This window comes from Mycolicibacterium sp. TUM20985 (genome assembly GCF_030295745.1).
In the GTDB taxonomy this organism is placed as follows: Bacteria; Actinomycetota; Actinomycetes; order Mycobacteriales; family Mycobacteriaceae; genus Mycobacterium.
Genome location: NZ_AP027291.1, coordinates 766,557 through 782,867, shown reverse-complemented (window position 1 = coordinate 782,867; position 16,311 = coordinate 766,557). Strand labels below are relative to the sequence as shown.

Below are 16,311 nucleotides of genomic sequence, written 5' to 3'. Positions count from 1 at the left end.
GCGAATGAGGTCGAAGCACATCGCGGCGGCGCTACTGATCGCCGCTGGCGCCACGGTCGCCGGGGCCCTCCCTGCGCACGCCGACCCCACCGATGACCAGCGGGCACAACAGATCGATCAAGCCTTCCTCGAGGCGGTCAAGGATCAGGGCCTGCGGCTGAAATCCGACGCGTTCGCCATCGATCTCGCGCACTCCACCTGCGACGTGTTGACGCGCACCGGCTCGGTGGAGAGCGCCCTGCGCCACGTGCAGAACGCCACCGACTGGTCCGACAGCAAGAGCATCGGCTCCTTCGGCAGCCTCTCGGTGCAGGGCTACTGCCCGAAGTCGATGCCCAAGCAGTAAATCTCCGCGGGTAGAAGTAGATGCTCGCCACGGGTGGCGAGCATCTCGACTGGGCGGCGGTGGGCGCCCTGCCGGCGTGGGAGGCCGGCGGCGACGGCCCCGTGAAGAGCGGGTGGCTACGTCACGACCCCGCGCAGCCCGTCGGCGCCGAAGACGGGTTCGAGCATCGCCGAATAGTCCGGGCCCCGCCGCAGCAGCTGCCCGCCGTCGACGTTGATGACCTGCCCGGTGATCCAACTCGCCGCATCGCTGAGCAGGAACACCGCCGCGTTGGCGATGTCCTCCACCTCGCCGACCCGCGGCAGCGGTGTGCTGACGCGGTAGTCCTCGCTCAGCTCCGGCGAATCGAGGACGAGCGCCACGAGTTCGGTGCGGATCAGTCCCGGCCGGATCGAGTTCACGCGTACCCGCGACGCCCCCAGCTCATCGGCGCCGAGTTGCATCAGATGGTCGATCGCGGACTTGCTGACGCCGTACGCGCCGAACCACCGGTGGGTGTTGCTGGCCGCGACCGACGAGATGCCGATGAACGATCCGCCGCCGCCGCGGACCATCTCCCGTGCGGTGTGCTTGAGCACGTACATGGTGCCGTTGACGTTCAAGTCGACGGTTCGCCGCCACGCTTCGGAGTCGACCTGGGTAATGGGGCCGATGGTCTCGGAGCCGCCAGCACAGTGCACGACGCCGTCCAGCGCACCGTGCCACGCCGTGGTGGCCTCCACCATCCGGGTCACTTCGTCCTCGTTGGTGACGTCGGCGGGCTCGTACCGCACCGCACCCGCGCCGTCACCGGCCTGCGCCTCGATCTCGTCCCGGGCGGAGGCCAGCCGGTCGGCGTTGCGGCCGACGAGCATCGCGTCACCACCCGACGCGACGATCGCCGTGGCGACACCCTTGCCGATACCGCTGCCACCACCGGTGACGATGAAGGTTCGATTCGCCAACGAAAGCTGCACCATTGCCCCTTTACGGAAAGAAACTAGAACACGTTCTCGTCATCGAACCACACCTCGACGGCGTATCGTCAGGCCGATGGCAACCCTTCTGATCCCAGCCCGACGACTGCTCATCGCGGGCAGCTTCGCCATGGCGATCGCCGCGGCGCCCGCGGTGGCCGCGTTCACCGTCCCGTCGATCGCTCCGTCCGTCGCGGCGTGCTCGGGCGGCGAGACCGAGGACGTCTACACCAACGCCTGCTCCCCGGACATGGTCCCGAACTCGCCCATCCAGGCCACCGCGGGTGGACTGCCCTCGGTCGACGGAATCCCGTGCACGGGCGGCAACTCGGGCCAGTGCATCGGCCTGTCCGAGGACGCGCCGCAGTACGTGCCGCCCAGCTCGACGGTGGGCTCGAGTCCGACCATCACCGGCTCGACGAACTGACCTCTGTCGGCGACACGCCTCCAGGGAAGGCGCGGTAACTGCGCAGGATGTGGGCAGAATCCCTACAATCCACCCATGCCGCACTTCGAGTTCCCTGCCCGCCGCCTCCTCATCACCGGCGGATTCGCTCTCGCCGTCGCCGTGACCCCGGCAGTGGCCGCTTTCACGCTGCCGTCGGTGGCCTCCGGTTCCCTCGCCGCCTGCGCGACCGGTGAGGACAACGACCAATTCACCGGGGAATGCGTGCCTTTCGTCGTGCCGAACTCCCCGTCGCCATTCACCACTCCGCTCGGCAACCCGGACATCCCAGAGATCGACGGCGTCCCGTGCACGGGCCGCGACTCGGGCGCATGCATCGGTCTCGCCGAGGATGCGCCGCAGTACGTCCCGCCGACCTCGTCCATCGGATCGAGTCCGACGGTCACGGGTTCGACCAACTAGCGGGAACCTGTGCAGATTTCCTACAGCTTCCTTACAATTCTCGCGACTAGCCGTCAATTACCAGAGAAAGCGTGACAATGGCGCATTTTGAAATCCCCGCACGACGCCTGCTCATCGCCGGCGGGTTTGCGCTCGTCGTTGCCGGTGGCCCCGCCGTGGCCGCATTCGCGGTCCCCGTGGCCATCTCGGGGGCGCCGGCGGCGTCATGCCCCGCCGGCGAGGAAGAGGACATGTACACGGGCTCCTGCCTGCCCCACACCGTCCCCAACTCGCCCACCAACAACGGCTACCCCCCGTCGCCGGTCACGCAGAATCCCGGTGGCCTCCCCACGGTCGACGGCATCCCCTGCACGGGTGCGAACACCGGTAAGTGCATCGGCCTTCAGGAGAACGCCCCGAAGTTCGTGCAGCCGCCGACGAGCATCAACGGCCAGTAGAACCCCCATCACGCCCTAGGCGGCGCGACGAGTCGCCTAGAGTCGTGTCATGGCAGCCAAACCAGATCCCGCTGAAATCGGTGACGTCGAGCCCCTGGCCGACAGCACCGCCCGCATGGCCAGGCGCGTCGTCGCCGCCTACGCCACCGACGCCGACGAATGCCGGGTGTTCCTCTCCATGCTTGGCATCGGACCGGCAAAGCTCGAGGCGTAGGTGAGCTCAGGAGGAGGCGAAACAGCCAACTCCGAAGGTTCCGACTTCGTCGTGGTGGCCAACCGGCTACCGATCGACATGGAGCGGCTACCCGACGGCACCACGACGTACAAGCGCAGCCCCGGGGGACTGGTCACCGCCCTGGAACCGCTGTTGCGGAAGCGGCGGGGGGCGTGGATCGGCTGGCCGGGCATCACCGACGGCGACGAGGATCCGATCGTCGAGGACGACCTCGAGATGCGGCCGGTGCGGCTGTCGGCCGAGGACTTCGCCGAGTACTACGAGGGCTTCTCCAACGCCACCCTGTGGCCGCTGTACCACGACGTCATCGTCAAACCCATCTACCACCGCGAGTGGTGGGACCGCTACGTCGAGGTGAACCGTCGCTTCGCCGAGGCGACGGCGAGCGCGGCAGCGCCGGGCGCCACGGTATGGGTTCAGGACTACCAGTTGCAGCTGGTGCCGAAGATGCTGCGCATGCTTCGCCCGGACCTCACCATCGGGTTCTTCCTGCACATCCCCTTTCCGCCCGTCGAACTCTTCATGCAGATGCCGTGGCGCACGGAGATCATCGAAGGCCTACTCGGGGCCGACCTGGTCGGCTTCCATCTGCCGGGCGGCGCCCAGAACTTCCTGATCCTGGCTCGGCGCCTGGTCGGGGCCAATACCTCGCGGGCCACCATCGGCGTGCGGTCCCGGTTCGGCGAGATCCAGGTCGGCTTCCGCAGCGTCAAGGTGGGTGCCTTTCCGATCTCGATCGACTCCGCCGACCTGGACACCAAGGCGCGCGCCCGCGAAGTTCGGCAGCGCGCCAAGCAGATCCGCGCCGAGCTGGGAAATCCGCGCAAGGTCCTTCTCGGCGTCGACCGCCTCGACTACACCAAGGGCATCGACGTACGCCTGCATGCCTTCTCCGAGCTCCTCGACGAAGGCAGGGCCGACCCGACGGACACCGTGCTGGTGCAGCTGGCGACGCCCAGCCGTGAGCGTGTCGAGAGCTACAAGGCGATGCGCGAGGACATCGAACGTCAGGTCGGCCACATCAACGGTGAGTACGGCAAGGTGGGACACCCGGTCGTGCACTATCTGCACCAGGCCGTGCCGCGCGAGGAGTTGATCGCCTTCTTCGTCGCTGCCGACGTCATGTTGGTGACGCCGCTACGGGATGGCATGAACCTGGTCGCCAAGGAGTACGTCGCCTGCCGCAACGACCTCGGCGGCGCGCTGGTGCTCAGTGAATTCACCGGTGCCGCAGCTGAACTCAGGCAGGCCTACCTGACCAACCCGCATCATCTCGATGGCGTGAAGGACTCGATCGAGGCCGCGCTGAACCAGGCCCCAGAAGAGGGCCGGCGGCGGATGCGCATCATGCGCCGGCAGGTACTCGCCCATGACGTCGACCGCTGGGCGCGGTCGTTCCTGGAAGCCCTGGCCGACACGCGGGACGGCGACGCTCCTAGATCGGAGTGATGTCCTTGATCCGCCAGTCCTGGCCGACCTTCTCGTAGTCGACCCGCAGGCGGCTGCCGTCGTAGAGCGGTTGCTTGGTCTTGTCGGTGAGGACGCGGTTCATGTACACCATCACCGAGCCCGAATCCCTTCGGGCGTCGAGCATTCCGACGCCGACCACGTTGACCTGGCTGATGACCTGGCGGTCCCGCGCGGCCGGGATGACGTTCTTGGTGGTGTCGTCCTCGTACTCGCGGCGAAACTCGGGCGTCAACAGCTTGTACGCGTCGGTCCGACTGCGCTCGATCGTCTGGTAGTCGAACCCCAGAATGATCGGAATCTGTTGCGCCGCAAGCTCCGGCAGCTCCGTCCTGGCTTCCTGTTCACCGTTGCGCTCGACGCGGTTCCAGTACAGGGTTCCGCCGATCCCGCCCAGCGCAATGAATCCCGCGGCGAGGAGCAGCCCGACGACCACGATCGACCTGGAGACCAGCTTCGAACTCCGGGCCATCAGTTGCCTCCGTCGGGGTACTTCAGGTCGTAGCCGGTCATGTGCCCGTTGTCGTCCTCGTGCACGATCACCCTCAGCCGGTACGGCTTCGATGGCGAGTTCACGCCGTCGAGGTTGGTGACCGTCACCCGGACCGACACCAGCACCGCGGCATTGCCGGCGGTGTCGTCGACCTTCTCGAGTGCGGCGCCGTTGATGACGGCTTCGGAGCTTGCATTCGTGTCGCGGAAGATGGCCTTCAGGTTCTCGACGTTGTTGCCCTGACTCATCATGTCGCGCAGCGGACCGCTGATCCCGTTGACGAACCGGTTCACGCTGTCGTCGATGTCGTCCTGCGTGTAGCTGAACATGTTCACCACGGTCTGGGATGCGGTGTCGACGAACTCCCGGTCGCGCGCGTCGGCCGCCTCGGCGTGGCGCTGCTGGGTGAACAACAGAGCCACCACCCCGGCCAGCACGGCGACCAGGACTGCGGTCACGCCGAGGCCGAGGGCGGCGACCAGCCTGCGGTGCGGTTGTCGGCGTGGCGGCGGCCCGACCGGCTTCACCGGACGGACGTTCACGACCGACGGCGACTCGACGACCACCTCGGTGGGTGTCCCGGAGGCCGGGCCTGCCGCCCGCGATGCGCGCCGGCGCGGGGTAGCCCTCGTCACCAACTGTGGAGTCTCACTCACTTACGCCTGCCTCGGATCCAACATCAGGTCCACCCATGTCTCTGCGGGGCTGACCTTGTCCATGCCATCGGCGTACACGCCCGTGCCCCCAGCGGGGTCGACGAACACACCGGTCTTCGAATCGTACGTGGCAGCGGCCGGGCCACTCGCCTGCGGCGGTATCGCCTCCGACGGGAGGAGCGGTCCCTGACCGGGTGGGAGCTCGCCCGGCGGGGCCGGGGCGGGAGCCGGCGCCTCGGCGGGCGGTGGCGTCCTGGCGTAGGGCGGCACGATCTGATCCGGCGGTGCATAGAACGGCAGCGGCGGCGGTGGCGGCCCAAGGTCGCTCGGCGGCACCGGAAGTGGGAACGGTGCATTGGGCGCTGGCCCCGGTCCCGGCGGGACACCCGGTGGGAGCTGCACCACCGGCGGCCCGGGGTCGTAGTCCGCTCCTGGCGGAATGTTCGGAAACTTGTTGGGCGGGAATATGTTTCGGTCATTGGTGACCGGGGTGTCGTAGGGCACGGGCGGGCCACGCCACGGGTTGTTGCCGATCGGCACGTACCCGCGGGGGTCACGGCACAGCTGCACGGTCGGCGCCCGCTTACCGGGGAATTCCTGGCACGGATAGTTCCGCGCCCCGCGCACGACCGCGGGATCGTTCTGCGCCGTCTTGCAGTACAGGTCGGTGGGCAGGTCCCGAAGCGTGGTGTCACCCGGGGACCGGATCAGCGGCGGCGGGATGAAGCCCGTCGAGCAGGGGGGAGGATCGCCGAGGTCGACCTTGAAGTCGAGCTTGCCGCCCTCGTCGGCAGGCAGTCCGCCGCCGACCGTGATCAGCGCCGACATCAACGCGGGGAAGATCACCAGCGCCTGTTCAATCGACTTGCGGTAGATGACGCCGATGCGGCCGAAGTTGGCCAGGTTCGCGGCCAGCATCGGGAAGTTGGGTCGGATGCCGTCGAACGTGGTGTTCGCCGCCTGGGCGGTGCCGGGAACCGTCTCCAGCGTCGTCCGCAGTTGCGGGTCGGCGCGGGCCAGCTCGGACGTGAAACGCGCGAGCCCGTCGGACAGCGACTTCACGTCGTCACCGCTTCGGATCTGCGCATCCAGGAACGGTCCGGCCTGATCGATCAGTTGCGAGATCTGACCATAGTTGTCGTTCGCCTCGTCGATGAGCAGACGTGACGACTGGATCATCCGGGCCAGTTCCGGCCCAGATCCGTTGAACGCCTTGAACGTCTCCTGCAGTAGGTCCTTCACCCTGGCGTTGCCGATGCTGTCCACCAGCGTCTCGGCTTGACTCAGCAGGGCGGAGATGTCCTGGCCGACGGCGGTGCGGTCGACGCCGATGTTCGAGCCGTTGCCTAGGCGGCCCGACGACGGGTCCTGCGGCGGGACCAGGTCGATGTACTGTTCGCCCACCGCGGACACGCTCTTCACCGTCGCGGTGACGTTGTCGGGAACCTCGGTGTCGGTGTTGAGCCGCATTGTCGCCACGACGCCCTGGTCGGCGAGGCTCACCTGTTCGACGCGGCCGATGGTCACGCCCCTATAGGTGACGTTGGCATTCTGGTAGAGCCCGCCACCGGCTTCGAAGTCGGCGGTCACCTCGTAGGCGCCGATGCCCACGGCTGCGGGCAGGTGGAGGTAGAACGCCGAGATGGCGCCGACGCAGATCACGGTGACGATCGCGAAGATCGTCAGCTGCAGACGTGTCAGACGGTCGATCATCTAGGGCGTCCCCCCGTCGTGCTGGGTTGCCGCGCCCGGCGGGATCTTGAACGGGTCGACCGCCTGCCCCGATAGGTTCGCCATCGCCCCGGTGAGGAAGTCCGGAGTGTTGATGATCTCGGCCATGTGCTTCATGTTCGGATCGAGACCCTTCGAGGTGGTGAACACCGACTCGCCCGTACGCCGCAGCGTCAGGTCGAAGGTCACGAACACGTTCAGGTAGTCACCGCGGACCGCATTGCGAAGGTACTTGTAGTGGAACGGGAACGTCGGCAGGAACTCGAGGTCCTTGATGAAGTCATCGGCGTTGTCGTTGAGCGCCTTGATGGTTGGGTACAGGTCCATGAAGTCGGCAACGAAGTCGGTCTTGGTCTCCGACAACACGTGCGATGCCACACCCGCGAACGTCCGCAGCGCGGTGAAGGCGTCGACGATGTTGCTTCGGTTGTCGTTGAGCACCTTCAGCGCAGCAGGCAACGAATCGAGCGTGCGACCGAGGCTGTCCCTGCCCCGCGCAAGGATGCTCGCGAAGCGGTTCAGCCCGTCCAGAGCGGAGACGATGTCGGCCGTCTGCTGGTTCAGCGACGAGGTCAGCTCCGCCAGCCGGGGAAGCAGGCCGGCGAACTGACCAGAACGCCCGGCCACCGCTGCGTACATCTCGTCGGTGATGTCTTGCAGCGCACCAAGATTGCCCTTGTTGACCACGACGCCCAGTGAAGACAGCACCTCTTCGGTGGTCGGATAGCGGCCCGCCCTGGACAGCGGGATGTTGGAACCTTGACGCAGTTTGCCCTGACCCGCTTGGTCCTGCGGCGGAGCGAGGTCGATGTGTTGAGATCCGAGCAGCGACGTCTGGGCGACCTTGGCGGTCACGTTCTCCGGAAGGTCGACGTCTCCCTCGAGCGACACCTTCACCGCGGCGAAGAACGTGCCGTCGGGCCGCTGGACGGCCTCGATACCCGACACGCTGCCGACCGTGACGTCGTCGACCATCACCGGTGAGTTCTGCGGCAGCGTCGCGACGTCCGGCAGTTCGACCGTGATGGTGTACGAACCGCTGCCGTGGCCCGAGGTGCCCGGCATGTTGAGTGAGTTGAGGCCGCCGAACGCACAGCCAGCCAGCAGTACCGCACCGGAGCCGATCACGACGGTGTTGCGCGCCGTGCGAATTACCCTGCGAGACATAGCCTTCTTGGCCTCCATGGCTAGCCACCCCCCGATTCGGCGGGCAGCGGGTCACCGGGTACCGGTCCGGGCAGCGGTCCACTACCGTCCGGTGGCGTGCCGTAGCCCTCCGCCGGAGCACCCACCTGCGACACCTGTCCCGGGACCGGGGGCGGCGGCAGGAGGAGGTCACTGATCCTGCCGTCGGGTCCGATCGTCGGCGGCGTGACGCCAGGCGCGGGCTGCCACTGCAGATACGGCACCGGGGTCTGCGCCTTGGCCTCGGTCTCCGGTGTGTCGTAGATGATCTGACCCTTATAGGCCGTGATGCTGTTGATGGGGTGGAACAGGATCGGCGGGTAGTTCACCGCAAGACGCTTGAACACGGGGCCCATCCGCTGGCGGCAGATCTCGGCCCGCTTGTAGTTGTCGGGCGAGGCGCCGACGTCGAACGTGCCGCCACAGATGAACTGAACCGGGTTGGCGAAGTTGGGCAGCGACAGCAGGCCGCCGACGGTGCCCTGGGCCGGGTTGTAGATGTTGTAGAAGTTCGCCAGCCCGTTGGGCGTGATGTGCAGGACCTGTTCGATGTCGTCACTGTGCTCGGTGAGCAGGTTGGTGAAGTCGGTGAGCTTGCCGATTTGTCCGATCAGCGCCTCGTTGTTCTCGTCGAGGAAGCCCTTGACGTCGGCCAGCGCCTGATTCAGCGTGCCGAGGGTCTGATCGAGATCCTTCGAGCTGTCGGCGAGCACCTGCGATACCGAGGCGACGTGATTGGAGAACTGCACGATCTGCTCGTTGCTGTTCGCCAGCGCGTTCACCAGCACCTGCAGATTGCGCACGGTCCCGAACAGGTCCGTGCGCGAATCTCCGAGACGTCCTGCGGTCTGAGACAATTCGCGCAGCGCGTTGCGGAACGAGTCGCCGTTACCGTCGAAGGTGTCGGCGGCCTGGTTCACGAATGTGGCCAGCGGTCCCTGCATGTCACCCTGCTTCGGACCCAGCGATGCGCTGAGCTGGGTGAGCTGTTCCTTGACGTCGTCCCACTCGACCGGGACACCGGTGCGGTCCAACCCGATCTGCGCTCCATCGGCGAGTACGGCACCTCCGGTGTAGGCGGGGGTGAACTGAATGAACCTCGCCGACACCAGGTTCGGGGCGATGATGAGTGCGCGGGCATCGGCCGGCAGCTTCACGCCGTCCTCGACGGTGATCGTGACCTTCACGTCCTCGGCCCGCGGTTCGATCGAGTCGATGGTTCCGATCGGGACGCCGACCACGCGCACGTCGTCACCCGGGTACAGGCCGACCGTGGACGGGAAGTACGCGACCACCTGGTGCGCGTTGGCCGACGGCCAGAGCACGAAGGCCCCGCCGACCAGTGCGGCGACCAGCATGCCGATGACGGCGATGCGCAGCCCCCGATTCGGTCTCTTCATCGAATTCTTCTGTGTCATGGTGACTTCGGCCTGATGACCATGCGCTCGGAGATGAACCCGCGGAGGTAGTCCGCCAGGCTGTCGGGCAGCTTCCCCGGCTGGAAGTAGGTATCGAGCAGCACTTCGGACAGGGTGGCCGGAGGCAGGCCGTAGAGGTTGATCTGGAAGCCGGGACCTGAGCCGACGACTTCGCCGAGCGCCGTGGCGTAGGGCGGCAGTCTGCGCAACGCCTCGCCGATGTGTTCCTTGCGCTCCAAGAGGTTGTCGAGCACGGCATTGAGCTTCTGCAGGGCGGGGGCGAACTCACGCTTGTTGTCGGCGACGAAGCCCGAGAGTTGTTCGGAGACACCCTGAATGCCGCCGATGAGGTTGCTCAGCGCTTGACGCTTCTCGTCGAGGGCGGCGAACAGCAGGTTTCCGTCGGTGATGAGTTGGTTCACCTGACCGGCGCGCTGGGCCAGCGTGTCGGACACCTTCTTGGCATGCGCGAGCAGTTGTTCGAGTGCCTCGTCGCGTCGGTTGAGGCTGCGGGAGAGGTCGGCTACGCCGTCGAGCGCACCTCGCAGCTGCGGCGTCGCATCGTGCAACGTGTCGGTCAGCGTCTGCAGGGCCAACTCGAACTTGGGCTTGTCGAGTTCGCCCGCGTTCTCCCCGAGATCCTGCAAGGCGGTGTTGAGGGTGTAGGGAGTCGTGGTGCGGCCCAACGGAATCATCGTCGTGCTGCCGGCCCCCTTGGGCGTCACCGCGAGCGACTTCTGCCCGAGCACCGTATCGGTCTTGATGGCGACCAGGGACTGATCGCCGACCCGGACCTTGCGGTCGACGGTGAACTTCACCAGAGCCGAGTCGCCGGCGAGTTCGATCGAACCGACCTTTCCGACCTTGATGCCGGACACGCTGACGTCGTTGCCGGGGGTGATGCCGCCGGCGTCGGTGAAGTACGCCTCGTAGTTCTTGCCCTGGGGCCAGAACGGAAGTCCCGTGTAGCCGAACGAGACGAGTACCAGGCACGCCACGAGAGCGATGCCGAAGATACCGGTGCGTACCGGATTGCTCTCTGGGTTTCGATGGCTGGGCCTAGCCATTCTCCGAGCACCTACCCTTCGACGGATCGGGGGGACCACCGAACGGGATCAGGATGTCGCTGCCCGCCGGTCCGTTGATCTTCATGCGGATCGAGCAGTAGTAGATGTTGAAGAAGGAGCCGTAGGCGCCGAGAGCGTTGAGCCGCAGGTAGTTCTCGGCCAGCGGCTCGATCACCTTGTTGATGTCACCCTTGCGCTCATCCATCCGCTGCGCCAGGGGGCGAAGGTTCTCGATGACACCCTGGATCGGCCGCCTGCCGTTGGCCAGCAGCTCCGTCAGGTCGTTGGTGGCCGACGACAGCGGCGGGATCGCGCCGGCGATGGGATCGCGATTCTGAGCCAGACCGGTGATGAGCTGCTGGAGTTGATCGACTGCTGCGTCGAACTCGGCGCCCTTCTCGTCGACGGTGCCGAGCACCGCGTTGAGATTGTCGATGGTGTCCCCGATCAGCTGGTCGCGGGCGGCCAGGTCCTGGGTGAACGACGACGTGGTGGCCAGAAGCGTGGACAACGACCCGCCCTGCCCCTGGAGCAGTTCGATGACGGCGTTGCTGACCTCGTTGACCTTGCTGCCGTCGAGACCCTTGAGCACGGGCCGGAGTCCACCGAGCAAGGCGTCGAGGTCCAGCGCGGGCTGCGTGTTCTCTTTGGCGATGGTGGCGCCCGCCGGAAGCTTGCGCAATTCGCCTGGGCCCGAGGTGATTTCGAGGTACCGGTCGCCGACGAGGTTCTGGTAGCGCACGACGGCCCTGGTCGAGGTGTACAGCTGGTAGCGGTCGCTGACGTCGAACGCGACGTCGACGGTGTTGTCGGGATTGAGTTCGACGCCCTTCACCGAGCCCACCGGCACGCCGGCGATCCGCACGTCCTGACCCGCCTTGAGCCGCGACGCCTCGGTGAACGTGGCGTGGAAGGTGCTCCCGGACGCGAACCGGAACTGTCCGAAGACCACCACCAAGCCCGCAGCCACCAGCAGCATGACGACGGTGAAGACGCTGACGTTGATGAGCGTCTTGTCGCGCTTCATCAATGCCCCACGTTCTTCGCGCAAGCGCTCATCAGAAATCATCTCTTTCCGCGTACGCCCCGTGGAACAGGAACTGCAGCGTCGACGGTGCGTCGAATTGCAGTTCCGTGTTGGGCTGGAACGGAATGTAGGCATTGTCGGTGACCAGGAACGGCGAGCGGTACCACGTACCGCCGTACTGCTTGCTGGGCATGTCCGGCAACCCGCGGCAGTTGGGGCCGCCGGACGCGTTCACCATCGGCAGGCTCTCGGGATAGGTGTAGGCGGGCGCGCCGGGCAGGAAGTTCGACGCCACGAACAGACCGGGCCGGATACCGCCGATGACGGGTGCGAACGTGTCCAGCGCCTTCGCCGAACCCTTGAGCACACAACCGAATTCCGGTGAATAGTCACCTGCCACCTTCAGCGGCGCCCGGAGCCGCTGGATCGCCGCGATGAAGTCCTCGGCCCCCGGCGCCAGGGTGGCGGTGCCGTTGTTGGCCAGACCGGTCGCCGCCAGCAGGGTCGCGTTCAGGTTGTCCTGTTGATCGACGATGGTCTTGCTGAGCGTGGGCGCGTTGTCGAACACCGTCACCAGGTCGGGTGCTGCGTCGGCGTAGACGTTGCCGACCACCCCGGTCTTCTGAAAGAGCTGCTGCAGCGCGGGCAGCTTTGGATTGAATTGCTGCAGATAGGAATCGAGGCCCGCGAGCGTAGCGCCGAGGTCGTCGCCATTGCCACGAAGCCCTTCCCCGAGGGCGCTCAGCGTGGCATTGAGATTGATGGGGTCGACCTTCTGCAGGGTGTTGGTGAGCGACTCGAAGAGCGTGTTCACCTCGAGCTGCACGGCGTCGGCGTTGACCCGTGCGCCGGGGCGCAGCGAGCCGTCCCTCGGCTCCGCCGGCGTCACGAACTCCACCGACTTGGCGCCGAAGACCGTGGTCCCCGCGATCCGGACCGTCGCGTTCGACGGGATGTACTGCAGCTGGCTGCTGTCCATCGCGAGCGTCAGCTTCGCGTCATTGCCCGCGTACTCGATGGCCGCGACCTTGCCGATCTGGATACCGCGGTACTTGACCTTGGCGTCGGTCTCCATCACCAGGCCGGCGCGTGGGGCCGTCACCGTCACCGTGTCGGTGGGGGTGAATGCCGCCGTGTAGGAGAGGTAGGTGAAGACGACGGCCGCCAACAGGACAGCCGCGAGGATCGCAGCGGCGATCCTCACATGACTGCGCTTGGCGTCACCCATCGTCGTTCCCGCCTATCCGGACAGATTGAAGTTGCCCGACGCGCCGTAGACGGCCAGGGAGATGAACAGGGTGATGGTGACGACCACGACCAGCGAGGTGCGCACCGCCTGACCGACGGCGATGCCGACGCCGACGGGACCGCCGGAGGCGTTGAAGCCGTAGTAGGTATGCACCAGCATGACCGCAATCGACATGACGATGGCCTGAAGGAACGACCACAACAGGTCGGTCGGCACTAGGAACGTGTTGAAGTAGTGGTCGTAGAGACCCTTGGACTGCCCGTTGATGAACACGGTCGTGAACCGCGCGGCGAAGAACGCCGCCAACACCGACAGGGAGTACAGCGGAACGATCGCGATCAACCCGGCCACGATGCGGGTCGACACCAGGTAGGACACCGAGTGCACGGCCATCGCCTCGACGGCGTCGATCTCCTCGGCGACCCGCATGGCGCCAAGTTGCGCGGTGGTGCCCGCGCCGATGGTCGCGGCCAACGCGATGCCGGCGATCACGGGTGCCACGATGCGGACGTTGAGGAAGGCCGAGAGGAAGCCCGTCAGAGCTTCGATGCCGATGTTGCCCAGCGACGAATAGCCCTGCACCGCAATGACACCGCCGGAGGCCAACGTAAGGAAGGCCGCCACCCCGACGGTGCCGCCGATCATCACGAGGGCTCCGGCGCCCATCGTCATCTCGGCGATGAGGCGGATGGTCTCCTTGCGGTAGCGGGTCAGCGCCTTCGGGATGTAGCGCACCGACCGGCCGTAGAAGAGCGCCTGCTCGCCCACCACGTCGATGGCCCGTGGCACCCCGCGGAAGGCTCGCCGCAGGCGCACCGTGGCGTCGTAGCTCATGACTGTCTCTTCTTCGCGCGAGCGCTCATCATCGACATGTTCTTCGCGCGAGCGCTCATCATCGACATGTTCTTCGCGCGAGCGCTCATCATCGCGCCAGCACCCTGACCCCGACCGCCGTCAGGATCACGTTGATCACGAACAGACAGATGAAGGCGTAGACCACGGTCTCGTTGACCGCGACGCCGACGCCCTTCGGGCCGCCCTTGACCGTGAGACCGCGGTAGCAGCCGACCAGCCCGGCCATCAAACCGAACAGCAGGGCCTTGAACATCGCGAGCACCAGCTCACCGAGCCCGGTGAGGATCGTCAGCCCGTTGATGAAGGCGCCCGGGTTGACGCCTTGAAGGAAGACCGAGAATACGTAGCCGCCGGCGATGCCGATCGCGCACACGAGTCCGTTGAGCAGCAGCGCCACCAGCGTGGAGGCGAGCACCCGCGGTACCACGAGGCGCTGGATCGGATCGATGCCGAGCACGCGCATCGCGTCGATCTCTTCGCGGATGGTGCGTGCACCGAGGTCCGCGCAGATCGCCGTCGCACCTGCGCCGGCGACGACCAGCACCGTGACCACGGGGCCGAGCTGAGTGATGGTGCCGAAGGCGGTGCCCGCGCCGGAGAGGTCGGCAGCGCCGAGCTCGCGAAGCAGGATGTTGAGCGTGAAGGCCACCAACACCGTGAAAGGGATGGCGACCAGGAGCGTCGGGATCAGCGATACCCGCGCGATCATCCACGTCTGTTCGAGGAACTCACGAAACTGAAACGGCCTTCGGAAGATCTTGACGAAGGTGTCCAGCGACATCTCGAAGAAACCGCCAACGGCCCGCGCCGGAGCCATCAGCTGCTCCTTCAACCTGGACTCCATTCTCGGGTCGGGCGGTCGGGACGTGCGTGAGGCGAATGATTCAAGAGCACGGGCCGCAACGACCTCTCCACCCCTTGGCTAAGCGTTGCTCTAGTGAGCCGGATCATATTAACTAGAACACGTTCGCAGTGTCAAAGGTCCGTAAATCGCACTTCCACGGATGCATTCGTCCTGGTCAAAGCAAGTGTGACCTAGGTCATTCTGTAACGTGTTCTAGCGCACGCAGCAGCTTGACAACCGAGACTGTCAGTCTCGCGAGGACATCAACCCGTTGGCCGAGAAACCGAGTTCCGGGTCGCGGTCAGCAAAGTACCCGCCGAGCGTGCGGCCGAGATCATCGGGGACCCAGGCATCAGAGCCCGCGGTGAAGTGCTTCTCGGCGGTCGGCGCCGCGACGAGCGTCACCGTCGGACCGTAGACGATGAACAGCTGACCGTTGACCGCCTCGGACGCCGGCGAGGCGAGGAACTGGACGAGCGTGACGACGTGCTCGGGCGAGAGGCCGTCGATCTGGCCCGCCTCGAGTGCAGGGGCGTCGCCGAAGACGTCGGCCGTCATCGCCGTCCTGGCCCGCGGGGCGATGGCGTTGGCACGGACGCCGTAGCGGCTCAGCCCCCGCGCTGCGGTCAGGGTCAGCGCCGTGATGCCTGCCTTGGCCGCCCCGTAGTTGGCTTGGCCGACCGGACCCGCGAGGCCTGCCTCCGACGAGGTGTTGATCAGCCGTCCGTAGACCGTCCCGCCGTTGTCCTTCGCCTTGTCGCGCCAGTACGTCGCGGCGTTGCGGGTCAGCAGGAAGTGACCGCGGAGATGCACGGCGATGACGGCATCCCAGTCCTCGTCGGTCATGTTGAAGAGCATCCGGTCGCGGGTGATGCCCGCGTTGTTCACCACGATCGACAGCCCACCGAGACCGTCCGCCGTAGCGACCAGTTCGTCGGCCGTGCTGCGGGCGCTGATGTCACCCGCGACGGCCACGCCCTTGGACCCCGCGGCAGTGATCTCGTCGAGTACGTCGGACTGATCGAGCGCCGTCTGAATGTCGTTGACGACGACGGTCGCGCCCACCCTCGCCAACCCGATCGCCTCGGCGCGGCCCAGCCCGGCGGCCGCACCCGTCACCACCGCGACCAATCCGGAGAGATCAGTCGAATTCGTTTCCGTGCTCAATTTATGACTACCTCTAGTCTCTGCGGATGAGGGCGGCCCTGGGGCATTCGGCGATGGACTGCTCGGCCAGTGCCTCTTGGTCGGCGGGCACCGCGTCGACCTTGATCACCGCATAGTCCTCGTCGTCCAGATCGAACAGGTCGGGGGCAATGCCCACGCACACGGCGTTGCCTTCACATCGGTCACGATCGACCTCGACTCGCATGAGGATCTCCTCGGCTTTGAAGTGCGGACGTCCCGCCCAGCGTCGGCCCAGAATAACCGCGCCTGGATTCCAAGACTAGAACGTGTTACAACCGGGGAGGACCAT

General features: G+C 66.2%; 19 protein-coding genes. 6 read left to right on the top strand and 13 right to left on the bottom strand.

Annotated elements, in window-relative coordinates:
* Positions 1–4: 4 nt before the first annotated feature.
* Positions 5–346, top strand: a complete 342-nt coding sequence (locus tag QUE68_RS03755) for a DUF732 domain-containing protein (protein WP_284224630.1) — start codon at positions 5–7, stop codon at positions 344–346.
* 116 nt (positions 347–462) lie between these two features.
* On the opposite strand, the gene QUE68_RS03750 is transcribed toward QUE68_RS03755, so the two are convergent.
* The gene (locus QUE68_RS03750) at positions 463–1,302 is read right to left on the bottom strand and encodes an SDR family oxidoreductase (protein ID WP_284224629.1); all 840 of its coding nucleotides are present in this window, start codon (positions 1,300–1,302) and stop codon (positions 463–465) included.
* Positions 1,303–1,378: 76 nt separating this feature from the next.
* Between QUE68_RS03750 and QUE68_RS03745 the strand changes: the two genes are divergently transcribed.
* The 5 genes from QUE68_RS03745 (at position 1,379) to QUE68_RS03725 (ending at position 4,291) form a co-directional block, all read left to right on the top strand.
* A complete protein-coding gene (locus QUE68_RS03745; protein ID WP_284232627.1) occupies positions 1,379–1,729 on the top strand; it encodes an intersectin-EH binding protein Ibp1 in 351 nt (116 codons plus the stop codon).
* A gap of 75 nt (positions 1,730–1,804) precedes the next feature.
* Positions 1,805–2,170 (top strand): intersectin-EH binding protein Ibp1, encoded by a 366-nt coding sequence (locus tag QUE68_RS03740; protein ID WP_284232625.1) that lies wholly within the window; start codon positions 1,805–1,807, stop codon positions 2,168–2,170.
* Positions 2,171–2,247: 77 nt separating this feature from the next.
* Entirely contained in the window at positions 2,248–2,607 is a 360-nt protein-coding gene (locus QUE68_RS03735; protein ID WP_284224626.1) for an intersectin-EH binding protein Ibp1, read from the top strand.
* A 49-nt stretch (positions 2,608–2,656) separates the two neighbouring features.
* The gene (locus QUE68_RS03730; RefSeq protein ID WP_170220004.1) at positions 2,657–2,821 is read left to right on the top strand and encodes a hypothetical protein; all 165 of its coding nucleotides are present in this window, start codon (positions 2,657–2,659) and stop codon (positions 2,819–2,821) included.
* Positions 2,822–4,291 (top strand): alpha,alpha-trehalose-phosphate synthase (UDP-forming), encoded by a 1,470-nt coding sequence (locus tag QUE68_RS03725; protein WP_286275160.1) that lies wholly within the window; start codon positions 2,822–2,824, stop codon positions 4,289–4,291. It abuts the gene before it with no gap.
* On the opposite strand, the gene QUE68_RS03720 is transcribed toward QUE68_RS03725, so the two are convergent.
* From QUE68_RS03720 to QUE68_RS03665, 12 genes are all read right to left on the bottom strand, one after another.
* Complete coding sequence (locus QUE68_RS03720) at positions 4,278–4,781, bottom strand: mammalian cell entry protein (protein WP_286275159.1); 504 nt, start codon at positions 4,779–4,781, stop codon at positions 4,278–4,280. The genes QUE68_RS03725 and QUE68_RS03720 overlap by 14 nt on opposite strands.
* Positions 4,781–5,458 carry a mammalian cell entry protein gene (locus tag QUE68_RS03715; RefSeq protein WP_284224622.1) on the bottom strand — a complete coding sequence of 226 codons (678 nt, stop codon included), beginning with the start codon at positions 5,456–5,458 and terminating at the stop codon, positions 4,781–4,783. Before QUE68_RS03715 ends, QUE68_RS03720 begins: the two co-directional genes overlap by 1 nt.
* Positions 5,459–7,171 carry a virulence factor Mce family protein gene (locus tag QUE68_RS03710; RefSeq protein ID WP_284232622.1) on the bottom strand — a complete coding sequence of 571 codons (1,713 nt, stop codon included), beginning with the start codon at positions 7,169–7,171 and terminating at the stop codon, positions 5,459–5,461. It lies immediately after the preceding gene.
* Positions 7,172–8,356, bottom strand: coding sequence for an MCE family protein (locus tag QUE68_RS03705; protein WP_284224620.1), 1,185 nt, complete (start codon positions 8,354–8,356; stop codon positions 7,172–7,174).
* 20 nt (positions 8,357–8,376) lie between these two features.
* Positions 8,377–9,792 carry an MCE family protein gene (locus QUE68_RS03700; RefSeq protein ID WP_454786419.1) on the bottom strand — a complete coding sequence of 472 codons (1,416 nt, stop codon included), beginning with the start codon at positions 9,790–9,792 and terminating at the stop codon, positions 8,377–8,379.
* Entirely contained in the window at positions 9,789–10,859 is a 1,071-nt protein-coding gene (locus tag QUE68_RS03695; RefSeq protein WP_284232620.1) for a virulence factor Mce family protein, read from the bottom strand. Before QUE68_RS03695 ends, QUE68_RS03700 begins: the two co-directional genes overlap by 4 nt.
* Positions 10,852–11,886 (bottom strand): MCE family protein, encoded by a 1,035-nt coding sequence (locus QUE68_RS03690; protein WP_284224616.1) that lies wholly within the window; start codon positions 11,884–11,886, stop codon positions 10,852–10,854. The genes QUE68_RS03695 and QUE68_RS03690 overlap by 8 nt, the downstream gene beginning before the upstream one ends.
* A gap of 31 nt (positions 11,887–11,917) precedes the next feature.
* Positions 11,918–13,114, bottom strand: a complete 1,197-nt coding sequence (locus QUE68_RS03685) for an MCE family protein (protein ID WP_284224614.1) — start codon at positions 13,112–13,114, stop codon at positions 11,918–11,920.
* 12 nt (positions 13,115–13,126) lie between these two features.
* Positions 13,127–13,969: an MlaE family ABC transporter permease gene (locus tag QUE68_RS03680; RefSeq protein WP_284224613.1), complete on the bottom strand. Its 843-nt coding sequence runs from the start codon at positions 13,967–13,969 to the stop codon at positions 13,127–13,129.
* 88 nt (positions 13,970–14,057) lie between these two features.
* Complete coding sequence (locus QUE68_RS03675) at positions 14,058–14,834, bottom strand: MlaE family ABC transporter permease (RefSeq protein ID WP_454786214.1); 777 nt, start codon at positions 14,832–14,834, stop codon at positions 14,058–14,060.
* A 246-nt stretch (positions 14,835–15,080) separates the two neighbouring features.
* Entirely contained in the window at positions 15,081–16,001 is a 921-nt protein-coding gene (locus QUE68_RS03670) for a 3-oxoacyl-ACP reductase (RefSeq protein ID WP_284224611.1), read from the bottom strand.
* Positions 16,002–16,014: 13 nt separating this feature from the next.
* The gene (locus QUE68_RS03665) at positions 16,015–16,206 is read right to left on the bottom strand and encodes a ferredoxin (RefSeq protein WP_284224610.1); all 192 of its coding nucleotides are present in this window, start codon (positions 16,204–16,206) and stop codon (positions 16,015–16,017) included.
* Positions 16,207–16,311: the final 105 nt, after the last annotated feature.